Source organism: Pasteuria penetrans (assembly GCF_900538055.1).
Taxonomy (GTDB): domain Bacteria; phylum Bacillota; class Bacilli; order Thermoactinomycetales; family Thermoactinomycetaceae; genus Pasteuria; species Pasteuria penetrans.
Genome location: NZ_UZAC03000001.1, coordinates 2,146,898 through 2,166,523 on the forward strand (window position 1 = coordinate 2,146,898; position 19,626 = coordinate 2,166,523).

General features: G+C 44.5%; 19 protein-coding genes and 2 pseudogenes. 8 read left to right on the forward strand and 13 right to left on the reverse strand.

Annotation, left to right across the window (positions count from 1 at the left end; all coding sequences use genetic code 11):
- Positions 1–323 precede the first annotated feature (323 nt).
- The 4 genes from PPRES148_RS08745 to PPRES148_RS08750 all read right to left on the reverse strand — a co-directional run bounded on the left by PPRES148_RS08745 (position 324) and on the right by PPRES148_RS08750 (position 2,906).
- Positions 324–1,055 carry a hypothetical protein gene (locus tag PPRES148_RS08745; RefSeq protein WP_149454124.1) on the reverse strand — a complete coding sequence of 244 codons (732 nt, stop codon included), beginning with the start codon at positions 1,053–1,055 and terminating at the stop codon, positions 324–326.
- Between the two features lie 220 nt (positions 1,056–1,275).
- A complete protein-coding gene (locus PPRES148_RS13045; protein ID WP_281289960.1) occupies positions 1,276–1,407 on the reverse strand; it encodes a hypothetical protein in 132 nt (43 codons plus the stop codon).
- A 349-nt stretch (positions 1,408–1,756) separates the two neighbouring features.
- Positions 1,757–1,930 (reverse strand): hypothetical protein, encoded by a 174-nt coding sequence (locus PPRES148_RS11880; RefSeq protein ID WP_187820525.1) that lies wholly within the window; start codon positions 1,928–1,930, stop codon positions 1,757–1,759.
- Between the two features lie 394 nt (positions 1,931–2,324).
- The gene (locus PPRES148_RS08750) at positions 2,325–2,906 is read right to left on the reverse strand and encodes a reverse transcriptase domain-containing protein (protein ID WP_149454125.1); all 582 of its coding nucleotides are present in this window, start codon (positions 2,904–2,906) and stop codon (positions 2,325–2,327) included.
- A 659-nt stretch (positions 2,907–3,565) separates the two neighbouring features.
- Here PPRES148_RS08750 and PPRES148_RS08755 point away from each other — a divergent pair.
- Entirely contained in the window at positions 3,566–3,763 is a 198-nt protein-coding gene (locus tag PPRES148_RS08755; RefSeq protein WP_149452698.1) for a hypothetical protein, read from the forward strand.
- Here the strand turns inward: PPRES148_RS08755 and PPRES148_RS08760 are convergent.
- Both PPRES148_RS08760 and PPRES148_RS08765 read right to left on the reverse strand, forming a co-directional pair.
- A complete protein-coding gene (locus tag PPRES148_RS08760) occupies positions 3,760–5,835 on the reverse strand; it encodes an IS256 family transposase (RefSeq protein ID WP_149454126.1) in 2,076 nt (691 codons plus the stop codon). The genes PPRES148_RS08755 and PPRES148_RS08760 overlap by 4 nt on opposite strands.
- A gap of 642 nt (positions 5,836–6,477) precedes the next feature.
- On the reverse strand, positions 6,478–6,708 hold the full coding sequence (locus PPRES148_RS08765; RefSeq protein WP_187820889.1) for a hypothetical protein: 231 nt from the start codon (positions 6,706–6,708) through the stop codon (positions 6,478–6,480).
- Positions 6,709–6,896: 188 nt separating this feature from the next.
- Here PPRES148_RS08765 and PPRES148_RS08770 point away from each other — a divergent pair, with 188 nt between their 5' ends.
- Together PPRES148_RS08770 and PPRES148_RS08775 are read left to right on the forward strand one after the other, a co-directional pair.
- Complete coding sequence (locus tag PPRES148_RS08770) at positions 6,897–7,766, forward strand: hypothetical protein (protein WP_149454128.1); 870 nt, start codon at positions 6,897–6,899, stop codon at positions 7,764–7,766.
- A 900-nt stretch (positions 7,767–8,666) separates the two neighbouring features.
- Positions 8,667–9,338, forward strand: a complete 672-nt coding sequence (locus PPRES148_RS08775) for a hypothetical protein (protein WP_149454129.1) — start codon at positions 8,667–8,669, stop codon at positions 9,336–9,338.
- A 70-nt stretch (positions 9,339–9,408) separates the two neighbouring features.
- Here the strand turns inward: PPRES148_RS08775 and PPRES148_RS13050 are convergent, their stop codons facing one another.
- Positions 9,409–9,534, reverse strand: coding sequence for a hypothetical protein (locus PPRES148_RS13050; protein ID WP_281289954.1), 126 nt, complete (start codon positions 9,532–9,534; stop codon positions 9,409–9,411).
- A 625-nt stretch (positions 9,535–10,159) separates the two neighbouring features.
- On the opposite strand from PPRES148_RS13050, the gene PPRES148_RS08780 reads away from it, so the two are divergent.
- Both PPRES148_RS08780 and PPRES148_RS08785 read left to right on the forward strand, forming a co-directional pair.
- A complete protein-coding gene (locus PPRES148_RS08780) occupies positions 10,160–11,116 on the forward strand; it encodes a hypothetical protein (RefSeq protein WP_149454130.1) in 957 nt (318 codons plus the stop codon).
- Between the two features lie 47 nt (positions 11,117–11,163).
- Positions 11,164–11,829, forward strand: coding sequence for a transposase (locus PPRES148_RS08785; protein ID WP_149454131.1), 666 nt, complete (start codon positions 11,164–11,166; stop codon positions 11,827–11,829).
- A gap of 344 nt (positions 11,830–12,173) precedes the next feature.
- On the opposite strand, the pseudogene PPRES148_RS13375 reads toward PPRES148_RS08785, so the two are convergent.
- Both PPRES148_RS13375 and PPRES148_RS08800 read right to left on the reverse strand, forming a co-directional pair.
- Positions 12,174–12,633, reverse strand: a pseudogene (locus PPRES148_RS13375) (transposase); the annotation flags it as partial.
- A 250-nt stretch (positions 12,634–12,883) separates the two neighbouring features.
- On the reverse strand, positions 12,884–13,198 hold the full coding sequence (locus tag PPRES148_RS08800) for a hypothetical protein (RefSeq protein ID WP_149454134.1): 315 nt from the start codon (positions 13,196–13,198) through the stop codon (positions 12,884–12,886).
- Between the two features lie 148 nt (positions 13,199–13,346).
- Between PPRES148_RS08800 and PPRES148_RS08805 the strand changes: the two genes are divergently transcribed.
- Both PPRES148_RS08805 and PPRES148_RS08810 read left to right on the forward strand, forming a co-directional pair.
- A complete protein-coding gene (locus tag PPRES148_RS08805) occupies positions 13,347–13,580 on the forward strand; it encodes a hypothetical protein (RefSeq protein WP_149454135.1) in 234 nt (77 codons plus the stop codon).
- A 757-nt stretch (positions 13,581–14,337) separates the two neighbouring features.
- A complete protein-coding gene (locus tag PPRES148_RS08810) occupies positions 14,338–14,529 on the forward strand; it encodes a hypothetical protein (protein ID WP_149454136.1) in 192 nt (63 codons plus the stop codon).
- Between the two features lie 66 nt (positions 14,530–14,595).
- On the opposite strand, the gene PPRES148_RS11890 is transcribed toward PPRES148_RS08810, so the two are convergent.
- From PPRES148_RS11890 to PPRES148_RS08825, 4 genes and pseudogenes are all read right to left on the reverse strand, one after another.
- A complete protein-coding gene (locus tag PPRES148_RS11890; RefSeq protein WP_187820252.1) occupies positions 14,596–14,745 on the reverse strand; it encodes a hypothetical protein in 150 nt (49 codons plus the stop codon).
- A gap of 1,762 nt (positions 14,746–16,507) precedes the next feature.
- A pseudogene (locus PPRES148_RS08815) lies at positions 16,508–16,774 on the reverse strand (HU family DNA-binding protein); the annotation flags it as partial.
- 298 nt (positions 16,775–17,072) lie between these two features.
- Positions 17,073–18,551: a stage IV sporulation protein A gene (gene spoIVA, locus PPRES148_RS08820; RefSeq protein ID WP_149454306.1), complete on the reverse strand. Its 1,479-nt coding sequence runs from the start codon at positions 18,549–18,551 to the stop codon at positions 17,073–17,075.
- A gap of 112 nt (positions 18,552–18,663) precedes the next feature.
- Positions 18,664–18,984: a hypothetical protein gene (locus PPRES148_RS08825; RefSeq protein ID WP_223128017.1), complete on the reverse strand. Its 321-nt coding sequence runs from the start codon at positions 18,982–18,984 to the stop codon at positions 18,664–18,666.
- Between the two features lie 190 nt (positions 18,985–19,174).
- Between PPRES148_RS08825 and PPRES148_RS08830 the strand changes: the two genes are divergently transcribed.
- Positions 19,175–19,600 carry a hypothetical protein gene (locus PPRES148_RS08830; RefSeq protein ID WP_149454139.1) on the forward strand — a complete coding sequence of 142 codons (426 nt, stop codon included), beginning with the start codon at positions 19,175–19,177 and terminating at the stop codon, positions 19,598–19,600.
- Positions 19,601–19,626 lie beyond the last annotated feature (26 nt).

The window sequence follows — 19,626 nt, forward strand, 5'->3', positions numbered from 1 at the left end:
TAGATATATTTTTTCAAATTATAACAAAAGAGTAATCGTATGTATAGGGTAATAAGTAAAAATTTATTATATTACATATATTTTACAATAATGGACACAGCGATCCGCTCGGGGAGATACCTCAAGAGGGATTTTTTGCATTTTCCATAACTGAAAATTAGTACTATTTAGTTTCATGGGAAAAAGGCCCCCAATTCGTTTACGCCAACTGTGGGGCCGGAGAGAGCAACATTCTTGACATATAAATTCATATTGCATATATAAAGAAACAATCAATATGAATAAAAATAGAATGATATAATAAAATACTATATAAACTTTATTTAAATAAAAATGTATATCCCTTTCGTTAGCCACCCTCTTTTAGTTTGTTGGTACAACATTTTTAGATTAAGGGATCCGGAGGCGGGCTCTAAATTCCTAAGTCTATCGTGTTGATCGTACGTTAATCCCTTACTTCCACAGTGTTTCACTTCAAAATGCACCAACCGCCGTAGCATACTGTAGACTTCGCTCTTCCCATCTTCCGGGGTAATCAATTCAGAGCGTAGACCACAGGAAGCATTAATTTTAACATATGTTGAGGTCCCAGTTTTCAACATATTCTCCCTAAGTATCTTGTAACCCTCAGGCCTATCCACATAATACTCGGCCATGTCCCTCCATTCAGAGGGTTTTTCAGGTGGTTTTCGCTTCCCCTCTCTTTCCTCCCTGTATTGACTGATTTCCCTATCTAAATCTCCCACCATAATACCCATTGCCTCTATATTCTTTTGCTTTTCCTCCGGGGTCCACTTCACCTCGTTATTTTCATTACGGAGGGTATCCACCTCGTCGTATAGGGTATTGTAAATCCATTTCTCCCTATCGATTGGACGATTTGGACGATAAGGGGAGAAACCCCCTTTATCCGAATTGGCACTGTTATTATCCTCCATCTCGCGAACAAGATTGGTCCCATTCTCCTGAACATTCTCTGCTGATACGGGAACAACCGCTACGGTAAAAATGATAGGGGTAAACCATCGAGTGGACTGTATCATCTTCTTTATCAATTCCTTGAGCCTCCATACAATAATTAATTTTAGCAGATACCCACTGGGTTGAGGTGGTCTTCACCAGATAGAATTTCAGGGGGGAATTTCTAAGCAACCCATATATGCTATACAAGACAGCAATATGCATAATAGCATACTAATAGGGGATATGTAAAATAAATCCGAGCAAGGCCGAAATATCAGCCCTGCTCGGCGGTAGTACCTTGTGCCCGTCTGCTTATCGGCATAATAACTTGATCCAAAAAAGATATTCTTCCTCTATTTCTGACAACATAACCTTGCGATCTTCTTCACTTAAGAAGTTCCAATAAGTGTCGAGTAGACCCGGCATTTCAGCCGAGTCCCTCACAGATCCGGACATGATACTCTCGCATCATCCGGCTCTTCTCATCCCATCCCAATCTTCAGACCCTTTAGGTCCTACTTCGATTATGGGGATGTTGCTCCGAGGTTCCAGTGACCTCCTATAGTGGATCTCCACTAAAGTTGTCGTTTGATCTCCTCCAGCGGATCTCCCGCTAAAGTTCTCATCTAACTGTCCTCCGCAGGATGAGTCATCCCCTTCGCTCCACTTCCATTACAGAAGCTTCCTCACTACTATGAGCTGATCCGACTTCGTGCACGGAACCTCGGTTTGTCCTCGGTCTTTATACATCTGGCGACAGCCAGACGCCGTACGACGATCTCTCAAGTTCCGATCAAGAGCCTACATCGGGTTCATCCCGCCTGAACACCGCATGCCACCGGGGCAGTAGATAGGTCATCCCCCACGGTTCATCCCGACGTTCGGGACCCACATCGGTTTTGACATGGACTATACCTTTCGATGCGTCTTCGGCTGGTTCGCTTTCGCTGATCTCCCCGATTCCCACCTGACAGGGTCATGCCCTGCCTTTTCCTAGATCGCTCACCACCGGGGTGTTTCCACACCAGCAGCACTAGGCGGTTTGTAACCTGCTACCTATCAGCCGGTTACGAAGGGCCGAGCAACCTTCATCTCTTGAACGACTTCTTGACACACATCCCGCCTATACACCGCATGCCACCTGGGCAGTAGATAGGTCATCCCCCACGGTTCATCCCGACGTTAGAACCCCACATCGGTTTTGACATGAACTAGCCTTTTCGATGCGTCTTCGAACGGTTCGCTTTCGCTGATCTCCCCGATTCCCACCTGACAGGGTCATGCCCTGCCTTTTCCTAGATCGCTCACCACCGGGGTGTTTCCACACCAGCAGCACTAGGCGGTTTGTAACCTGCTACCTATCAGCCGGTTACGAAGGGCCGAGCAACCTTCATCTCTTGAACGACTTCTTGACACACGGCCCACCAGGCCAAAACGTTGTTATCGAAGCTCCGTACTAAAGCTTTCCTCAGATGTGAGGGATAAAAGGCGCCATAGTAGTTCACCCAGCCCCTCAATATGGGATTGGACATTTCCGCCACCTCATGCAATTCCATGTCTGGCCTCACGTGTTTTCTTATTTCCTTCCCCCGTTTCGCTATCTTCTTCCTCGATTTTCGGCTGATGGCTGGATTGTATCCCAGAAACCTTCTTCTCCCCACGCGGGTTACGGCCTGACGCGGGCAAAACGTGAACCCCAGGAAGTCAAAGGATGTTCCTTTGTGCTTCCCCGTCTTCCAGCCGTCCTTGCAGTAGAAGATTTTGGTTTTCCTCGGATGTAGTTCCAGACCACACTGAGCCATTCTCTGTTGCAATTCTCCCAGAAGATTTTCAGCTTGGGCTTGATTTTCACAATGAAGAATCACGTCATCCACATATCTTTCAAACTCAATATCTGGATGATGTTCCTGTAACCATCGATCTAGGGCATAGTGCAGGAACAAATTGGCCGGGTCAACCCCCTATTTTCAACCCACCATGGCAAAATAGCCCTACCATCCGTCTTGTGCGACACAAAGCAAGCCGATGCCCCATTTTCTTCGTAATGATTCCCGAATTTATAAACCCTTTTTATGATATTGCTTCATAATAACCCCCGACTCTAGCTCCATTCGTTCTCATCAGGTCCGGTTTTCTGAAAGTAATCCAAAGTAGGAAATTGCCCCCGAAACCGTGGGCAAAATGTAATTTATAGTGCATCCCGAGCCAACTTTTCGATACACCCAAAACCGAAAAAAGCGATCCAAAGGGTAGGTGCTAGGTAAGCCCGGGGGGCCTTCACCTGGGATGCCCTAACGGACATCCCTCGGCCCCGCTGGGAAAAGCAGCCTATTTCGGAACGAAACAGACTTGTATTTATGGATTATCATTCGGGACCGTGCAATTTCTTGTGGGGAATGCCCTATCTATGAATCTAGTCTCACCTTTTCGTAAAGCAATTGAGTAACATAATAACATTTTGTTATGACACTGTTCCTGTTTTGATATCCACGGCGGATTTATCTTATATTTATAAGGTGTTTCCTTTAATCACTAATTTATTGTAAATTCAGAAAATAATGGGCTGGACAGACCGTTGCGAGATTTAGGGGTATAATGGATATTGAGATGGGCGGCGGATACCCAGTCTGATGCTGGAAGGATTGTACCACATAGGTTACCCCCAGAACTAGGCGGTGGGATTCTTGAGAAGGAATATGGTACCTCCGTTCCGTGGAAGAACTCGTCGGATGGAGGGAGTTTCCCGGGGAAAAACCGTCGTGGCGCCTTAGACGGATTTTCCCCGAAAGGTGCTAGCTAGAAATCAAGGGTATGGACATCGTCCATACAACCCTGCCCTTGTTCCGTGCATAAGAGGGGATGAAAGTCATAAGCCGTGGTGGGAAGAGGTTCTCCGTTCGAAATTTCGGACTCGTAGTCAGCAGGGATCGAAAGAAGATCCTCGACAGGCAATGGGTTGGGGTTTTCTTTTTGTTTCCCCACCCAATAGAAAGCGGTAAGCATCAATTCCTTCATCGCTACCTCAAGACCAACGAATCCACCTTTTTTGCTATTCGTTCTCTCACGAAACAAAGCATTCAGCGATTCCGTGTAGTTCGTGGACAGTATATAGGGCAGAAGTATGGGGTTTTGGGTTATGGATGCCGCTTGCAAACTCAAGGAGATTTTTTTAGGACTGAGCCTTTCCCATGCTTCGCATGTCGCCTTATTTCCAAACCGATACTTCCCTGCACACTCGGACCACCGTTCTAGTGCCTGTCCCATATCCCCAGACCGTAAGACGTAAGAAGCGTCCTTAGCCATTTCCTTCTTCATACTTTTAGGAGCTGCATTCATGATGTTACGAATCGCGTGAACGTAACATCGTTGGTGAACCGTATGGTGAGGAAAATGCTTGCGTACAACTAAGGGAAAAGCCCTATGCCCATCTGTGGTAACGATACGTATATCGTTGACATTCAGGCCCCGTTCCTTTAGTTTCCCTATATGCTGATCATAGGATTCAACATTCTCATCAGGCGAGGGGGTGATCCCTATTATATCCCGCCTCCCCTCCGCCGTGATACCCGTGCTGACTGCGATCGCCTTCGAAACATAACGACCCTCCTCCCGAATGGGAACAAAGAGGGTATCCATACCTATGGCTGTATATACTGTCGTGCTCAGATCCCTTTCGAAATATTGTATAGCATCGTTGTAATAAGGTTGCAACCACTGCGAAAGCGTTTCCGGGGGCGTCCGAAGGTTGAATCCTTCCTCCAATAGTTTACTAATTTTTCGCAAGGAGAGGCCCGGAAGATAAAGACGATAAACGAAATCTTTGAGGGTATTCTTTGCACTCTGATAACGTGGTAACGAGTACGGTGAAAATTCCCATCTTGTCCTAGGAACCTCTAGATCTAGTTCCCCAAACAGTGTGCTATATCCGCGATGATAGACCCCATTCCCCTCATCCTGGGGATATTTCAGACAATGGAGGGTTCGATCTACACGCATGCGTAAGTTACATAGGTCCTCGACAACGGGTTTCCAATTCTTTGGGTCGGTTAGAGGGTCTATCTCTGGGATCCATGCGTTTTTTAACAATCCAATCAGCGCCCGCACCAAAATACTACCACCGTCGTGATGGAACATGAGGCTAGTAATATCGTCCAGGGGAAGGGAATCCTTCGTCTTTTCCTTGTGGTTCGATGGACAACACAATAATAGCAGTTTCTCAATCAGATGCCTAGATTCCTCCCACTCCTTGGGACCCCATGAGGTAATTCCCTCCTTGAGATCATCGAAAAAACGTTGAGCACGTAAGAATCGATCCCGAGTTTTTGGATCGTGCAATTGATGATATCCATCCCCTTCGGATCGTGCATTCCCCGGACCTTTATCTTTTCCGTCACGCAAAGTTATGGATGGAGAATCCTCGATCAGTGGGTTGTGTTCCGTTTCTTGGGGGGCAGGGGACGGATTCATACTATGTAATTTCCCAATCTCACCGGCTACCGCAGACCATTTTGTGTCCTTATTCCCTGCTGCCATTGCCGTTGCCTTGTTGGCTAGGGCCAGCTTCTCGTTTGCCATTGCCATTGTCTCGTTGGCTAGGGCCAGCTTCTCGTTTGCCATTGCCATTGTCTCGTTGGCTAGGGCCAGCTTTTCGTTTGCTATTGCCATTATGGTCCTATCGGTTAGAATCAGTTTCTCATCTATTAAGACATTATGGCTATGACAGAAGGGACACGTACTTTTCAGTGTTTTTCCACAATACGGGGAGTCCATGGACCGGTCGCCTATCTTCATCGAATTTCTAGCTATCCATGACTCTTCTTTTTGGATATTGATTTTTCCTGATAATGTTGTATTATGGGTGTGGATGCTCATGTTTTCCCTCCTCTGAGTTTATTGTTTGTTGATGATCAATATTCTATCAGAGGTAGGGGGCATGAGTCATCCCCTTTTTACATAATAACGCTTCATTCTTTTTCACTGCAGATCGTGCGATCGTGCCCTATTTGTTGATCAGATCGCTTTGTCCATGGTAATGGAACCTTGTTCCATCTTATCCGTAATGTTGACAACATTACGGATTTTTTGTTGTTTTTGTACGTACCATAAACAGGATGGATCTTACTACAACACAATGTTCGTCTTCCGCGCAAGGACCTAGTAAAAATTTTATAAAAATTCATATGAAATAAGATAAATCCGCCGTGGATATCAAAACAGGAACAGTGTCATAACAAAATGTTATTATGTTACTCAATTGCTTTACGAAAAGGTGAGACTAGATTCATAGATAGGGCATTCCCCACAAGAAATTGCACGGTCCCTCATTCAACCACTAATTTTTGATCGAAACCAATGACCCCATTTATTATCTGTTGTAAAAAACAAATCGTAAATAATAAAACAAATCTCATTAACATTTATTACCTAAAATTAAGTAGGTAAATTATAAAAAATAGATGAAATTGGCCTGAAATCGGGATTTTTAAACGCAATTAAAGACACCGTATACTAACATTATAAAATATAATAAAAAGCGAAGGATTCCTGACTCCTTACAGAGTCGATTATACCCTCTTTTTTCCTAAGTTTGTATGCGGTTTTTCGATAACCACAAGCATCAAATTTATTTTCCGTTATTTGTGCTAACACAATATCCATGATTTTTTCATCACTTATCTTTCTCCCCTGCTTATCCAGGGCATATCCTGGAAATTTTCCCCTTTCTTTTATCTTCCTAGAATGCATTATGCTAACCACTTCCTTCCCATCTATTGATCAGTTCGAGGTACCTCAGATAGTTTTTTCCTATCTTCCGCAACTGAAAATTATTACTATGCGATGTAAGTTGAAAAATAAAAAATTATATATTAAAATAAGGTTGTAATACATTATTAAATTAATTATAAAAAATAAAGTGTCAGGGGGTATACAGGATGTTCTCGGTGGGTCGTAAGGGGATAAGAGCAAAAATTATAACGGTCGGCGTATATGCTATCCTATCGACAGGACTGATACAGGGCGTGTCCTTACGGGCCTTGACCCCGGACGAAGTGATACAATACGATTCCAAATATAATATAATAGCTGCGGAGGTGGAACGTGTTAAAAAATCCCTATCAATGATAATATTCATGAATCAGAGGGAAATCGGTACCGAAGATACCCAGCTGCAGCATGTGCAGAATAAATTGAAATTTCTTCGCAAGAAGTCCTCTTGGGTAGACACAGCGATACTGAAGCTAAGAGAGAATGGGGTCGATGAGACAGATTCATCCAATCCTAAGGACGTTTTAGAGAAGTACGAAAATCTTAAAAAATTATTGGATTTTATGATCCCGAAAATAGAAGATAAAATAGAAATAGAACAGGACCTAAATAAATCAACAGAGAAATCAATAGAAAACAAGGGATCCCAATACCTTCTCCCAAATCATACAAATAATAGCACAAATACAACAAAATATTTGGAGGGTAAGGGGGATGAAAATAAGGTATTAAATTCAGATTCATTGTACTATAATTCTGAATCCCATAGGTGGGAACCATTCAGTTGGGGATCACCGAGAAACCAAACTGATATGAAAGACAAACATTATGTAATAGAGCGTTATAAGTTATCGAATGGAGACTTAGCTGACATTCATCTCAGGGACGGTAAGCTAGACCTAATGAATTCTTGGTACTACGACTCCAAATTTAATAAGTGGGAACCATATCATCCCAGTTGGTACTACGACTCCAAATTTAATAAGTGGGAACCATATCATTCCAGACAGCATCACGTTGAGGGTGTGAATTCCTGAACGATGTTTTTATATGGAATTTCCTATCCTATCTCCGGGGTTTCCTTTACAAATTTATATATGGTGCTGGTGCACGAATTAAAAATCAGATGATTTGGTTTTTTATGATATTAATTGTATTTAAAAATAGTATGTATTGATTGCTAATAGTAAATTAATTGATTCTGTATAATATGTATAGATAATTTTTAATGTAAATAATAATAAGATTCAAGAGCGGGTAGTCTGTGGTCCCTAAAAATTCCCTTATCCTGCGGAGTGGCGGCTCCCTGATTCCTCCTCTGTCTCCAGTAAACAGACTTCGACACGCAAACAATGTCTAGGGTTTTATTCTGTGAATACCCTTTCTCCATCCAGCACTCTGCCACCTCAATCCGATTCTGGGGGCAGAGATTCTGCTTTTGGGGACGGTCAGATCTTTCTGTACGGAACCTCTATACGTCAAAAACCCTGCTCCCAGTAAGGAGCAGGGTTTTATTTGTTTAAAAATGTTAATTGGAAATCCAACCCGAATCCTGTATCTATCTATTCAGGACCTGTTTATAGTAATTTTATATCTATATTAAACGATGATATTGTTTGTTGTAAAAGTTCAGAATTTTTTTTGTATAAATAACATCGAATTACGAAAACCATAATATTCAACCCTTGTCAAGGTAGATCTTTGCAATTATCCGTGAGGCCAAATTCATATAGAAATACGTCTTGCAAAATATAATCTTACAGTGTATATTGTAGCAAATGCTCGCTATTATTACCGAAATGATGGTAAAGGGAATGGGAAAAAACATGGTTCGCAAGAAACCGCACACAAAAGAGTGCCCAAATACTTCACACCCTATTGTCTAAGATATTCAAACCCACCAAAGTCTAAACATACTTTCGAAAGGGGAGGAAGAAATGAGCACTCCACGTCATTGTACCACAATTTCCCGAAAAGACAACCCGTCAAGCCAGCCCCTTTTTCATGTTTCACCTCTGCAGTACAGCTATGGGGACTTCATAGCCAGCGGGGATCCAACGCAATTGAAATATATTGTTGAAGAGGCAAGAGAAATAGAGAATTCCCCGCTTACTCCTGTTGAACAAAGGGATAGGGTTAGGAAAGTAAGAGAATCCCTCTGCGCGTTGTCAGAGGAATTCGAACGTGAGGGAGCACCCCCCTCCCGGCCCAATGATCGTAAACAGGATTTTGAACAGCAACAGTCGAAAGAGGGGGAGGACCCTATTGCTGAAAAATGGTGTCCAAAGCCCAACAATGAGTCATTGAAAGAACAAAAGGAGGAAAACAACGCTAAGAAGGGGGGATCCAAAGCCCAGGGGGAGAGAGCAGCGGTAATCTGGAAGAGAGACCAAAAGCTCTTAAGGATATTATCTACAGATGCAATCTACGGATCAGACGACATAACAGTGTCTAAGGAGGAACGTGAGATAGCTTCCCACCTGGCAAAAGCCGCTAAAATTTGTTTAGGGGATAACGACATGGCTGTTCGAATGCACCAGTTTATTACTACATATCCCAAACAATCAACCGGTTCAACCCCCGGTTTTGGATCCACCACGGTCCAATAGTTCAACATCTTCCCTGTGGGGGTACGGAGCAGGATCAATCCCCATTTTTTATATAGTAACTCCTTATTTATCATTCATAACTTGTTCGTCCCCTTAGGCCCGTGATCATCCCTTTCCCACTGCCTCCCAATTCATCAACCGATGTCACAATCTCCCCCCGCGCCCGCGGGGTGTAGGCGGCTACAACAATACCCATGGGAAAACCCATTTAGGAATACCGGAGAACGGTTCAAGGGATTGTTTCGTCCCTGTGTCTTCTTTACCGTGCATCCCACCATCTCTACCATCCATTCTCAGACGCAGTCAACTGCCTCGCGTGGTTATCAACAAGTTGATACCACCCGAAGCCGTTAGTATGTGGGGAGATAATGAATAGAGGGGGGAAATAATGGCGAGAACGAGTTAAATAAATAATAATTTCATTATATAACGTCTTTATTATGTTAAAAATATAGATTAACGATAAACAAAATATGTCTTTTTATTTTTGGTGCTGGCGCGGTTAACAAGGTTCACAATTGTTTCTTGAGGTTCCAATAAAAATGGAGAATGATCCTTTGCGGATTCATAAAAATAATTATATATACTTTTAAGAAATCATATTATCCATAGCAGTTCGGTTTCTAAATTACGGCCGGGCCATCGATATTTATAATAATATTCTGAAATATATACACAAAACAAGATGTGACCCCTTTCTCCCATGTACATTCGAAACAACTTTTATGTTTCACCTGAAAATTACTGCCAAAGAAACTTGAGAACCATCTGTTATTTCTATACAATCCTCTTTATACTATAAAAAAGGAGGTTGATAACAGATGATTCCAGGGCGTTGTACCATGGAACAGTCGAATTTGAAAGAGGTAGAGGAATGGATGGAATGCTTTGCGAATCAGTGGCACTGGTGTTCCACCAAAGAAGAAATTAAACTTGCAATCCTTTGCGAGTATTACAGGCAACATGCTTCATGGTACAGGCAAACATATGCCGATTATCATAATACGATTGGTCAACCGTGTAAGGATATCCTTTTTACCCTAACCATGGAGTTCGTTAAAGAGACCTTCGGGTGGACCGACAGGGAATTGATCGAACGTCTCCCACGGGAGGGACTATTTTTTGAAGCTCTGGGGGGGAAAAAAGGAAAGCCCCTTATAGGTAGAAGGACATTATATGACGGTAGGAAACGGTTGTTGGCATACGAGGAGAAAGTAAGATGCAATGTTACACAGGGTTCCTTTCAGCACTTCACCACCTTCCAAAAGTCAATAGTAGGTATGATATCCACCTGCCGTAGAATGGATAGCACACTAATCAACAGTAACATAAGGAAATTAACCCGTAATGAAGTGATCGATCTGGTGGCAAAAAATGTGGTTTGTATCTCGGCTGAACTTCAAATTCCCCTCCCCGCGGGGTGGGGGGTCTTTTTGGAAAAGGGATGCAAACAAACAGACATCGATTGTCAGCAATCATTGGGCCATCAGCCTCCTCTCCTCCCCCAAAAAGGAGTAACAGCAAGGGATCATAGGACTGCGGAGCTAGTTGGAGTTTGCTTGGCTATAAGGAACTACACCTCCGAATATGACAACATCAGATCAACCAAGGAGTATGCATTGCTGGAAAGGGTGATCTGGGAACAAACTGAGGAGGATGAACAAGGAAATCTCAGGATGCTCTCCAAGGTGCGTTCTGGTAGTCTACAAAGCCCTTATGATCCTGATGCTCAGTACAGGAAGAAGAACAAACAGGGGGATATTCCGGACAAATCGTAGAGGATCGTGATGGAGAGAAGGGAGTAAGCCTAATTTCCTTCTTTGATATGAAAGGTTCCCTTCATCCAGATACGGCCTTTGCGAAGGAGTACATAGAAACATGGGTTCCCCATGATGGAATGCGGTTGTGTGCCGATGGGGGGTACTACAGCCATGAGATAAGCGAACTTGCCCAATCAAAGGGTATTTCGCTATGCTTCACCAATATGACGGGCCGAAGGGAGAACCCCGATAAATTGAGGGCAAGCACGTTTGTGCGAGACAAAAGAACAAAGGAAATTACACGGTGCGTGGCAAACAAGGAACCCGAGAACAGCCAGTACAAACCAGGGAGAAAACCAGGGAGCGGGACCAGTGTGGCTTATTTCAACGGGGAGGATTGCAAGAAGTGCCCCTTTGCGGATCAGTGCATTGGCAAACTCAACAAAACAGGGGGAAGAACCATAAGATTAACCGACCGAACGTACTCTGCGGCGGAGCAAAGAGATCAATTGGAGGAGACAAAATATAGGGAAGCAGGGAACAGTCGTGCGGCCATTGAGGGCGTTTGCTCCGCACTAAAAAATGCTTACGGAGCTCGCCGACTTAAGGTGCGTGGTGAACGAAGAGCTAGGTTGACAATGTTCGCAAAGTGTGTAGCGTATAACACATCTCAAGTCTCCGAATATATAGTAAAATTTATAAGAATAATAAGGAGAGAAGCCATATCGTGATGAGCATATCTAATAATTTAAAAAATTCATAAAATAATTGGAACTATAGGCCGGTCTATTTGGCGTGCCAAGATGTGCGGAATAAGGCATTCATTTCCGCGCTCATGGGTTCAAAAACCGAGTTTCCATGGTTATAGTAGAAATACAACCATAATCGTTACGTTTCACACATATCTAGACCAAAACATTCATACTATTCATTTTTTTATTTACATTACAAATTATCCATACATATTATACAGAAGTAATTCATTAACTAATAGCAATCAATATATATCATTTTGAAATATAATTAATATCGGAAAAAACCAAATCAACTGACTTTTAATTCCAGCACCAGCACCATAAATGAAATCTTTGAGGGTATTCTTTGCACTCTGATAACGTGGTAACAAGTACGGTGAAAATTCCCATCTTGTCCTAGGAACCTCTAGATCTAGTTCCCCAAACAGTGTGCTGTATCCGCGATGATAGACCCCATTTCCCCTCATCCTGGGGATATTTCAGACAATGGAGGGTTCGATCTACACGCATGCGTAAGTTACATAGGTCCTCGACAACGGGTTTCCAAGTCTTTGGGTCGGTTAGAGGGTCTATCTCTGGGATCCATGCGTTTTTCAACAATCCAATCAGCGCCCGCACCAAAATACTACCACCGTCGTGATGGAACATAAGGCTAGTAACGTCATTCAGGAGAAGGGAATCCTTCGTTTTTTCCTTGTGATTCGATGGGCAACACAATAATAGCAGTTTCTCAATCAGATGCCTAGATTCCTCCCACTCCTTGGGACCCCATGAGGTAATTCCCTCCTTGAGATCATCGAAAAAACGTTGAGCACGTAAGAATCGATCCCGAGTTTTTGGATCGTGCAATTGATGATATCCATCCCCTTCGGATCGTGCATTTCCCGGACCTTTATCTTTTCCGTCACGCAAAGTTATGGATGGAGAATCCTCGATCAGTGGATTGGGTTCCGTTTCTTGGGGGGCAGGGGACGGATTCGTACTATGTAATTTTCCAATCTCACCGGCTACCGCAGACCATTTTGTGTCCTTATTCCCTGCTGCCATTGCCGTTGCCTTGTTGGCTAGGGCCAGCTTTCTCGTTTGCCATTGCCATTGTCTCGTTGGCTAGGGCCAGCTTCTCGTTTGCCATTGCCATTATGGTCCTATCGGTTAGAATCAGTTTCTCATCTATTAAGACATTATGGCTATGACAGAAGGGACACGTACTTTTCAGTGTTTTTCCACAATACGGGGAGTCAATGGACCGGTCGCCTATCTTCATCGAATTTCTAGCTATCCATGACTCTTCTTTTTGGATATTGATTTTTCCTGATAATGTTGTATTATAGGTGTGGACGCTCATGTTTTCCCTCCTCTGAGTTTATTGTTTGTTGGTGATCAATATTCTATCAGAGGTAGGGGGCATGAGTCATCCCCTTTTTACATAATAACGCTTCATTCTTTTTCACTGCAGATCGTGCGATCGTGCCCTATTTGTTGATCAGATCGCTTTGTCCAAGGAAGGGGATCTAATCCTTGATGAAGAAATTTCTGATAAGGAAAAATGTTTTGAGTTTAGAATAGGGCGTGTCGAGAAAAACTGTCGGAGTCTTATGGAGATATGTATAAAGGGATGGAAAGGAGATTGCCAAGAATTGGGGAACATCCTTGCCTCGTTGGCAAAACAAACTATTGAATGTTGCAATGGGATATTATGGATACGGCATAATCAGCTTTTGTTATAGAAAATGGCTACAATGGTTTGATACGTCCTGGTGGTATCCGGCTTACCACCGTACCAGATTCCCCGGTGTCCTCTTAGCCCACATTCCTGATCCCCTCGGGGGAAGAATCTAGGGGATCCCGTAGGTGATGTACGGAATTCCTGAATGTAGGTTCGATTAGATTCCGGGGGCGTCACTGTGGGTACCCCTGTTGGTCCCCCGGTTTATCAAGGTCCCATGAGTATACAAGGATCTCCGAAAACAGGTGCCACTGCCTCCCTGGGTTTCGGATTCCCCGCGCAAGGGTCTGTACAATTTAGGCCCAGTCCTGATCCGGATACCGCAGCTGTTAGCGATTTCCCGCTGGTCTCTCCCTAGGTTCCACAAGGTCTGATACACCACCGGGGTATGATATGGGTGCCAGTGGAACTTCCCAATCCCCTGGGTCTAATGGAAGGGACGGAATTCCTAACACTGCAATGCAAGTGTGCAAGTGTTACCGGGCCTTTGGGAACCCCCCAACAAGGTTTTACAGGCCTCACAAGTACACATTATGGGGATCATCATCATCTGAATCTGACACGATAGGGGCAATCCTTGTATCATATTCATAATTATCAAATAAAAATAACAATATAAATGCATTTATGAATATATATTAAATCATACCCAATGAGGCCTGAAAGGTATAGAGAAAGATAGATACAAGGATTCGGGTTGGATTCCCGATTAACATTTTTAAACAAATAAAACCCTTCTCCTTACTGGAGCGGTTTTTTTGACGTATGGAGGTTCCGTACAGAAAGATCTGACCGTCCCCGAATTGATGCTTACCACTTTCTATTGGGTGGGGAAACAAAAAGAAAACCCCAACCCATTGCCTGTCGAGGATCTTCTTTCGATCCCCGCTGACTACGAGTCCGAAATTTTGAACGGGGAACCCCTCCCCACCATATGGCATGGCTTATGACTTTCATCCCCTCTTATGCACGGAATAAGAGCGGGGTTGTATGGACGATGTCCATACCCTTGATTTCTAGCTAGCACCTTTTGGGGAAAAACCGTCTAAGGCGCCACGACGGTTTTTCCCCGGGAAACTCCCTCCATCCGACGAGTTCTTCCACGGAACGGAGGTACCATATTCCTTCCTTCCAGCATCAGACTGGGTATCCGCCGCCCATCTCAATATCCATTATACCCCTAAATCTCGCAACGGCCTGTCCAGCCCATTATTTTCTGAATTTACAATAAATTATCGATTAAAGGAAACACCTTATAAATATAAGATAAATACCCCTGGGATACAAAAACAGGAACAGTGTCATAACAAAATGTTATTATGTTACTCAATTGCTTTACGAAAAGGTGAGGCTAGATTCATAGATAGGGCATTCCCCACAAGAAATTGCACGGTCCCTGTGGTGAGGACAGGTTCATATAATACTATTCATACAGGATTTAGATTGGGAACGATAGAGATGGCCCCTACCCGAGCGCAATTATATTTGAATGGTAAGACTTTGAAAATAAATCAAAAGAAAGATTGAACAAAGTCTTACATATAGCATTAATTTATTAATAAATAGAATGTTACGATGACACAGAAGCAAAAACGAAAAGTAAGGCATGGAGTGCCTAAATGGCCAATCAGTGCCATCCATACTTTTGACCCGACACCCTGTGAGAGGGTTAGCTGAGATGCCAACCCTACTCGACAGTAAAAATTTTATAAAAATATATTAAATAAGGCAAATCACCGGGGATACAAAAACAGGAACAGTTTCATGACAAAATGTTATTATGTTACTCAATTGCTTTACGAAAAGGTGAGACTAGATTCATAGATAAGGCATTCCCCACAAGAAATTGCACGGTCCCGTGATTCCATATCAGAGGAGGACCCCCCTGCAACGTTAGTTAGAACCTGCCCCTGAGAAGAGATAAATCTCAATGTTCCTGACTGAGAGGGTGCCCACAAGATTTCCCAACACAAAAAAAACGGGACCACAGCCCCAGGGGGGGGGGGAGTCCGGTTAGGGATACATCCCTCCCCTAGCCATCCCAGCACACCCTCTTTTATCCCCATACTACTAGGTAGAGGCCCCTTATCTCTTACACCCCCCAACAAAACAACATGGACCTGTCCATTGTGAACCATCACTCGTACACCTCGTACGTATTCCTAAATATGTATTATGGGTAACAAGAATTCAGAGTAACCGAAGAACCTTGCCCCCAAGGCAAACAAAGGTGAGTTCCCTGGGGGGACCAACACTCCGGAACCCTCCATCTACCTCAGAATATTACTGCCAGCAATCGTACGATCCCTCCCTATCTGTCCCATTTCTTTCGGAATAAAACCACCGCAAACCGTTATTGTACCCGGTTCGCAAACGTTCGCACGGATACATAAAAAAATACCCCGTCCCCATCATAACCACCATAGCAGTGTCCGTACACGAACGGGAAAAACTGTAAATATTGCGTTGAAATGGCAATAGGATCGCTTGTCCAAACCACTAAAAATCCCACTTCAAAATCACTATACGTGCATTCTACATGTGCTGGAGTTCTCCGCAATCCCCCCATTGGAGATTTTTTCTCCCCCAATTGCCCTCCAGCACAACATGGATACTATGGTATGCACCTTCGCCTGATCAACATCCAATGTAGGCAACCCCTTTTCTATCCGCGAAAACGGGAAAACGGTACTCCCCCTCTTTTTACGATGAATGCCCGGGGGAATCCCTGGGACACAAAAAGGCGATTCATGCCGCACCTAACAAAATACCCTTTTCGTTGTTAGGAACTGAAGCCCTTATGTAACCCACCCACTGCACCCCTAATAGCGAAACGACGGGTTGTCCGTCTGGACCCTTCTAGTCCTCCTCCGGTGCTGGGTCTTGATCGGACGCAGCCATTTCCGTGTTCGCCATAGCTGCCTGGTTTACCTCTTCCTTGAGCTGCTTCCCAGCACGGAACGAGGGTACAAGGGAAGCAGCTATCTGGATGGTTTCCCCGGTCTGGGGATTACGACCCTTACGGGCCGGTCGGCTACGCACCTCAAAGTTCCCAAAGCCAACCAACTGTACCTTTTCTTGGGCACGCAAAGCCTCCTTGATTGTGGCGAGGAGTACATCAACAACTTGCGTGACTTCTTTTTTTTTCAGGTCTGTGACTTTGGCTACCTGATCGATCAATTCTGTCTTATTCATAGTTCCTTTACCTGCTCGGCCCAAAACCTAAGCAAATTCCTGATACCAAAAATCCACCCAGGGTGGATTCCAGAGAAGTACCAGGCCAGCCAAATAAGGGTAGGTGTGGACAGCAGGTTTCACCTCCTGGGTTCAGTCTACCATGTTTCCTGAAAAGCACAAGATATTTTCTAGTGGACCTCCCGCGCTAGGACAAGCACCCCATATTCGTGCCCATCGATTTTGTGATTAGAACTTACGATGCCCCTCTACAGTAACCTATATGTGAGCAACTCATCCCCCCGTCGCCCCCATTTTCTCACAGGATAATTGCAATGAGTCCCCCGGAGCCCTCATTGATAATTCTCTCCAGGGTTTCCTGTAGCTTATAACGGGCGTTTTCCGGCATCATAGACAATTTGGCCTGAATACTCTCCCGTACAACTTGATTCAGGGAACGTCCAAAGATATCGGATTCCCAAATCTTGAGTGGGTCTGACTCAAAGTGACTCATAAGATAATTCACTAATTCTTGACTCTGCTTTTCCGACCCAATGATCGGTGCAAATTCCGATTCCACGTTAACGCGAATCATATGAATCGAGGGGGCCATTGCCCTCAATCGTACTCCGAAACGCGTTCCTTGTCGAATCAATTCGGGCGGTTCCAGAGCCATCTCCGCTTTAGAAGGTGCCGCTACGCCGTAACCCGTCGCATGAACCTCCTTAAGAGCCTCTGCCACCTTATCATATTCTGCCTTCGCCGTTGTAAATTCTTGCATGAGCTCCAAAAGGTGATCACGACCTTGGATCGTAACACCCACCACATCCGTTAGGATCTCGGAGTATAATTCATCAGGGGCATATAAATCAATACCAGCACTGCCACGCCCCATGTGCAAGCCTGACAGAGTAGCCCGTTCAATGCAACTGAATTGCGTAAAGTGGCCCACCACTCGGTCTACGTCACGCAACCTTCGTATGTCCTGTACTGTATCCCGGACTGCCTGCTCGAACTCTTTTCGCAACCAGTGCTCCTCATCTAAAACCATTACCCAACTGGGCAAATTGACATTCACCTCATGAACAGGAAATTCATATAGAACCTCACGCATAACCCGTAGGATATCGTCCTCACTCATAGAAACAACACTCAAAGCAATGACAGGTATATCATACTTTTCCGATAAATGATGCCTAAGCTGCTCTGTGGTCTCACTATGAGGATTGGCTGTATTTAGTAACAGAATGAAGGGTTTACCCACTTCCTTAAGCTCGCTAACCACCCGTTCCTCTACAGCTTCGTAGGACATACGGGGTATATCGGCGATTGAGCCATCTGTCGTCAATACAATCCCCAACGTAGAATGATCCTGAATTACCTTTCTTGTACCTACTTCAGCTGCTTCCTGAAAGGGGATGGGATCATCAAACCACGGAGTATTGATCATACGTGGTCCTTGGTCATCCTCATAACCCTTCGCACCCGGAATGGCATATCCCACACAATCCACAAGTCGAATATTGACATCCAAACCTTCCCCTACATGAATGGATATCGCCTGATTAGGGACAAACTTTGGTTCAATAGTTGTAATGGTTTTTCCAGCACCACTGTGGGGGAGTTCGTCGGTAGCGCGAGCGCGATCGGATTCCTCACAAATGTTAGGAATGACTACTTGCTCCATGAAGCGCTTGATGAAGGTTGATTTTCCCGTTCGTACTGCGCCCACTACACCCAGATAGATATCCCCACCTGTTTGTTCCGCAATGTCCTTAAGGACATCCACCTTCTCCATACCCAAACCAGCCTCCTCGTCGGCGTCTCCCCATCCCCATACACTCCCGGATGGTTTGCGGTTGCAAAGCATAAAAATTCCCCGCTTGGCTATCCTCACGACACTACCTACTCTATGCCTGCCCAGGAACCTCCATACCCCTCCGTACCATGGTTTTTGCTGATTGGAACACACCATAGAGGAACCGGGGGAGCAATGGGCCTGTGGCAGGGAAATGGGGAAAAAAAGGCAAACACCCGTCCAAGTCATTCCCCATCTTCATAGAATGAGGAGGATATGCCGTGGAAAGGAACGTCCCTGTGGAGTCACGCCATCTCTGAAATTGATTCATAAAAAAGAAGGTTGTCCAAATGAGAGGAAGAAACAGGAGAAACCGCCGCAGGAGGTCCCTCATCCAACGCCAACGCCTGTTTACGAATCCACCGCCCACCACCCCACCTGGCCCCCCATCCGGTTTTCCCATCGTGGCTAAACCTAATTCGATGGGGGGAAAAGGAAAGGGGGGTCTAGAAACTCTATCCCAGTTGATCACATCAGCCCAATGGCCTAAGATATGGAACGGATTCCTAACCATTCGAACCTCCGTCAAGACCCTCAATCAATCCTTACAGAGGATAGAAAAAATGATGGACTCAGCCCATCAACTTCTAGGTATGGCAGGAAATATATGGGGCAAAAAGGGGGCGGGGGGGAATTTATTCCCAAAATTACCCCTAAAACCCAAAGGAAATGACCCTCCTTTTTCCCATGAACCCAATTTTGAATCCCAACAAAACCCTGGCCATCCAGGGGGACTACTATCCCCCAACCTTGATTTGGACCCCCCTTCGGGTCCATCAGGTATGGGGAATCAAGGCATGGGGAACCACCAGGGTATGGGGAGAAATCCAGGAACCCAACAATCCGCCCGTAACGGCTATCCACCAGGCGACAATAGCGATAACAACGAAGGGGGTTCACTTCCCGATCCTAAAACAATCATGGGAATGCTTCAGTCCCCCATAGTGCAGAAATGGATTTCGCAATGGCTTTCCAAGGGAAAAAGGTAATGACCTAACAACGGTCATTACCTTTT

Excerpts from the sequence above, each read along its gene's own strand:
- PPRES148_RS13050 (WP_281289954.1), bottom strand. The coding sequence starts at position 9,534 with ATGGGTATTGTTGTAGCCGCCTACACCCCGCGGGCGCGGGGGGAGATT.
- PPRES148_RS08765 (WP_187820889.1), bottom strand. The coding sequence starts at position 6,708 with ATGCATTCTAGGAAGATAAAAGAAAGGGGAAAATTTCCAGGATATGCC.
- PPRES148_RS08780 (WP_149454130.1), top strand. The coding sequence starts at position 10,160 with ATGATTCCAGGGCGTTGTACCATGGAACAGTCGAATTTGAAAGAGGTA.
- PPRES148_RS08775 (WP_149454129.1), top strand. The coding sequence starts at position 8,667 with ATGAGCACTCCACGTCATTGTACCACAATTTCCCGAAAAGACAACCCG.
- PPRES148_RS08800 (WP_149454134.1), bottom strand. The coding sequence starts at position 13,198 with ATGAGCGTCCACACCTATAATACAACATTATCAGGAAAAATCAATATC.
- PPRES148_RS08830 (WP_149454139.1), top strand. The coding sequence starts at position 19,175 with ATGATGGACTCAGCCCATCAACTTCTAGGTATGGCAGGAAATATATGG.
- PPRES148_RS08760 (WP_149454126.1), bottom strand. The coding sequence starts at position 5,835 with ATGAGCATCCACACCCATAATACAACATTATCAGGAAAAATCAATATC.
- PPRES148_RS08770 (WP_149454128.1), top strand. The coding sequence starts at position 6,897 with ATGTTCTCGGTGGGTCGTAAGGGGATAAGAGCAAAAATTATAACGGTC.
- PPRES148_RS08785 (WP_149454131.1), top strand. The coding sequence starts at position 11,164 with ATGAAAGGTTCCCTTCATCCAGATACGGCCTTTGCGAAGGAGTACATA.
- spoIVA (WP_149454306.1), bottom strand. The coding sequence starts at position 18,551 with ATGGAGAAGGTGGATGTCCTTAAGGACATTGCGGAACAAACAGGTGGG.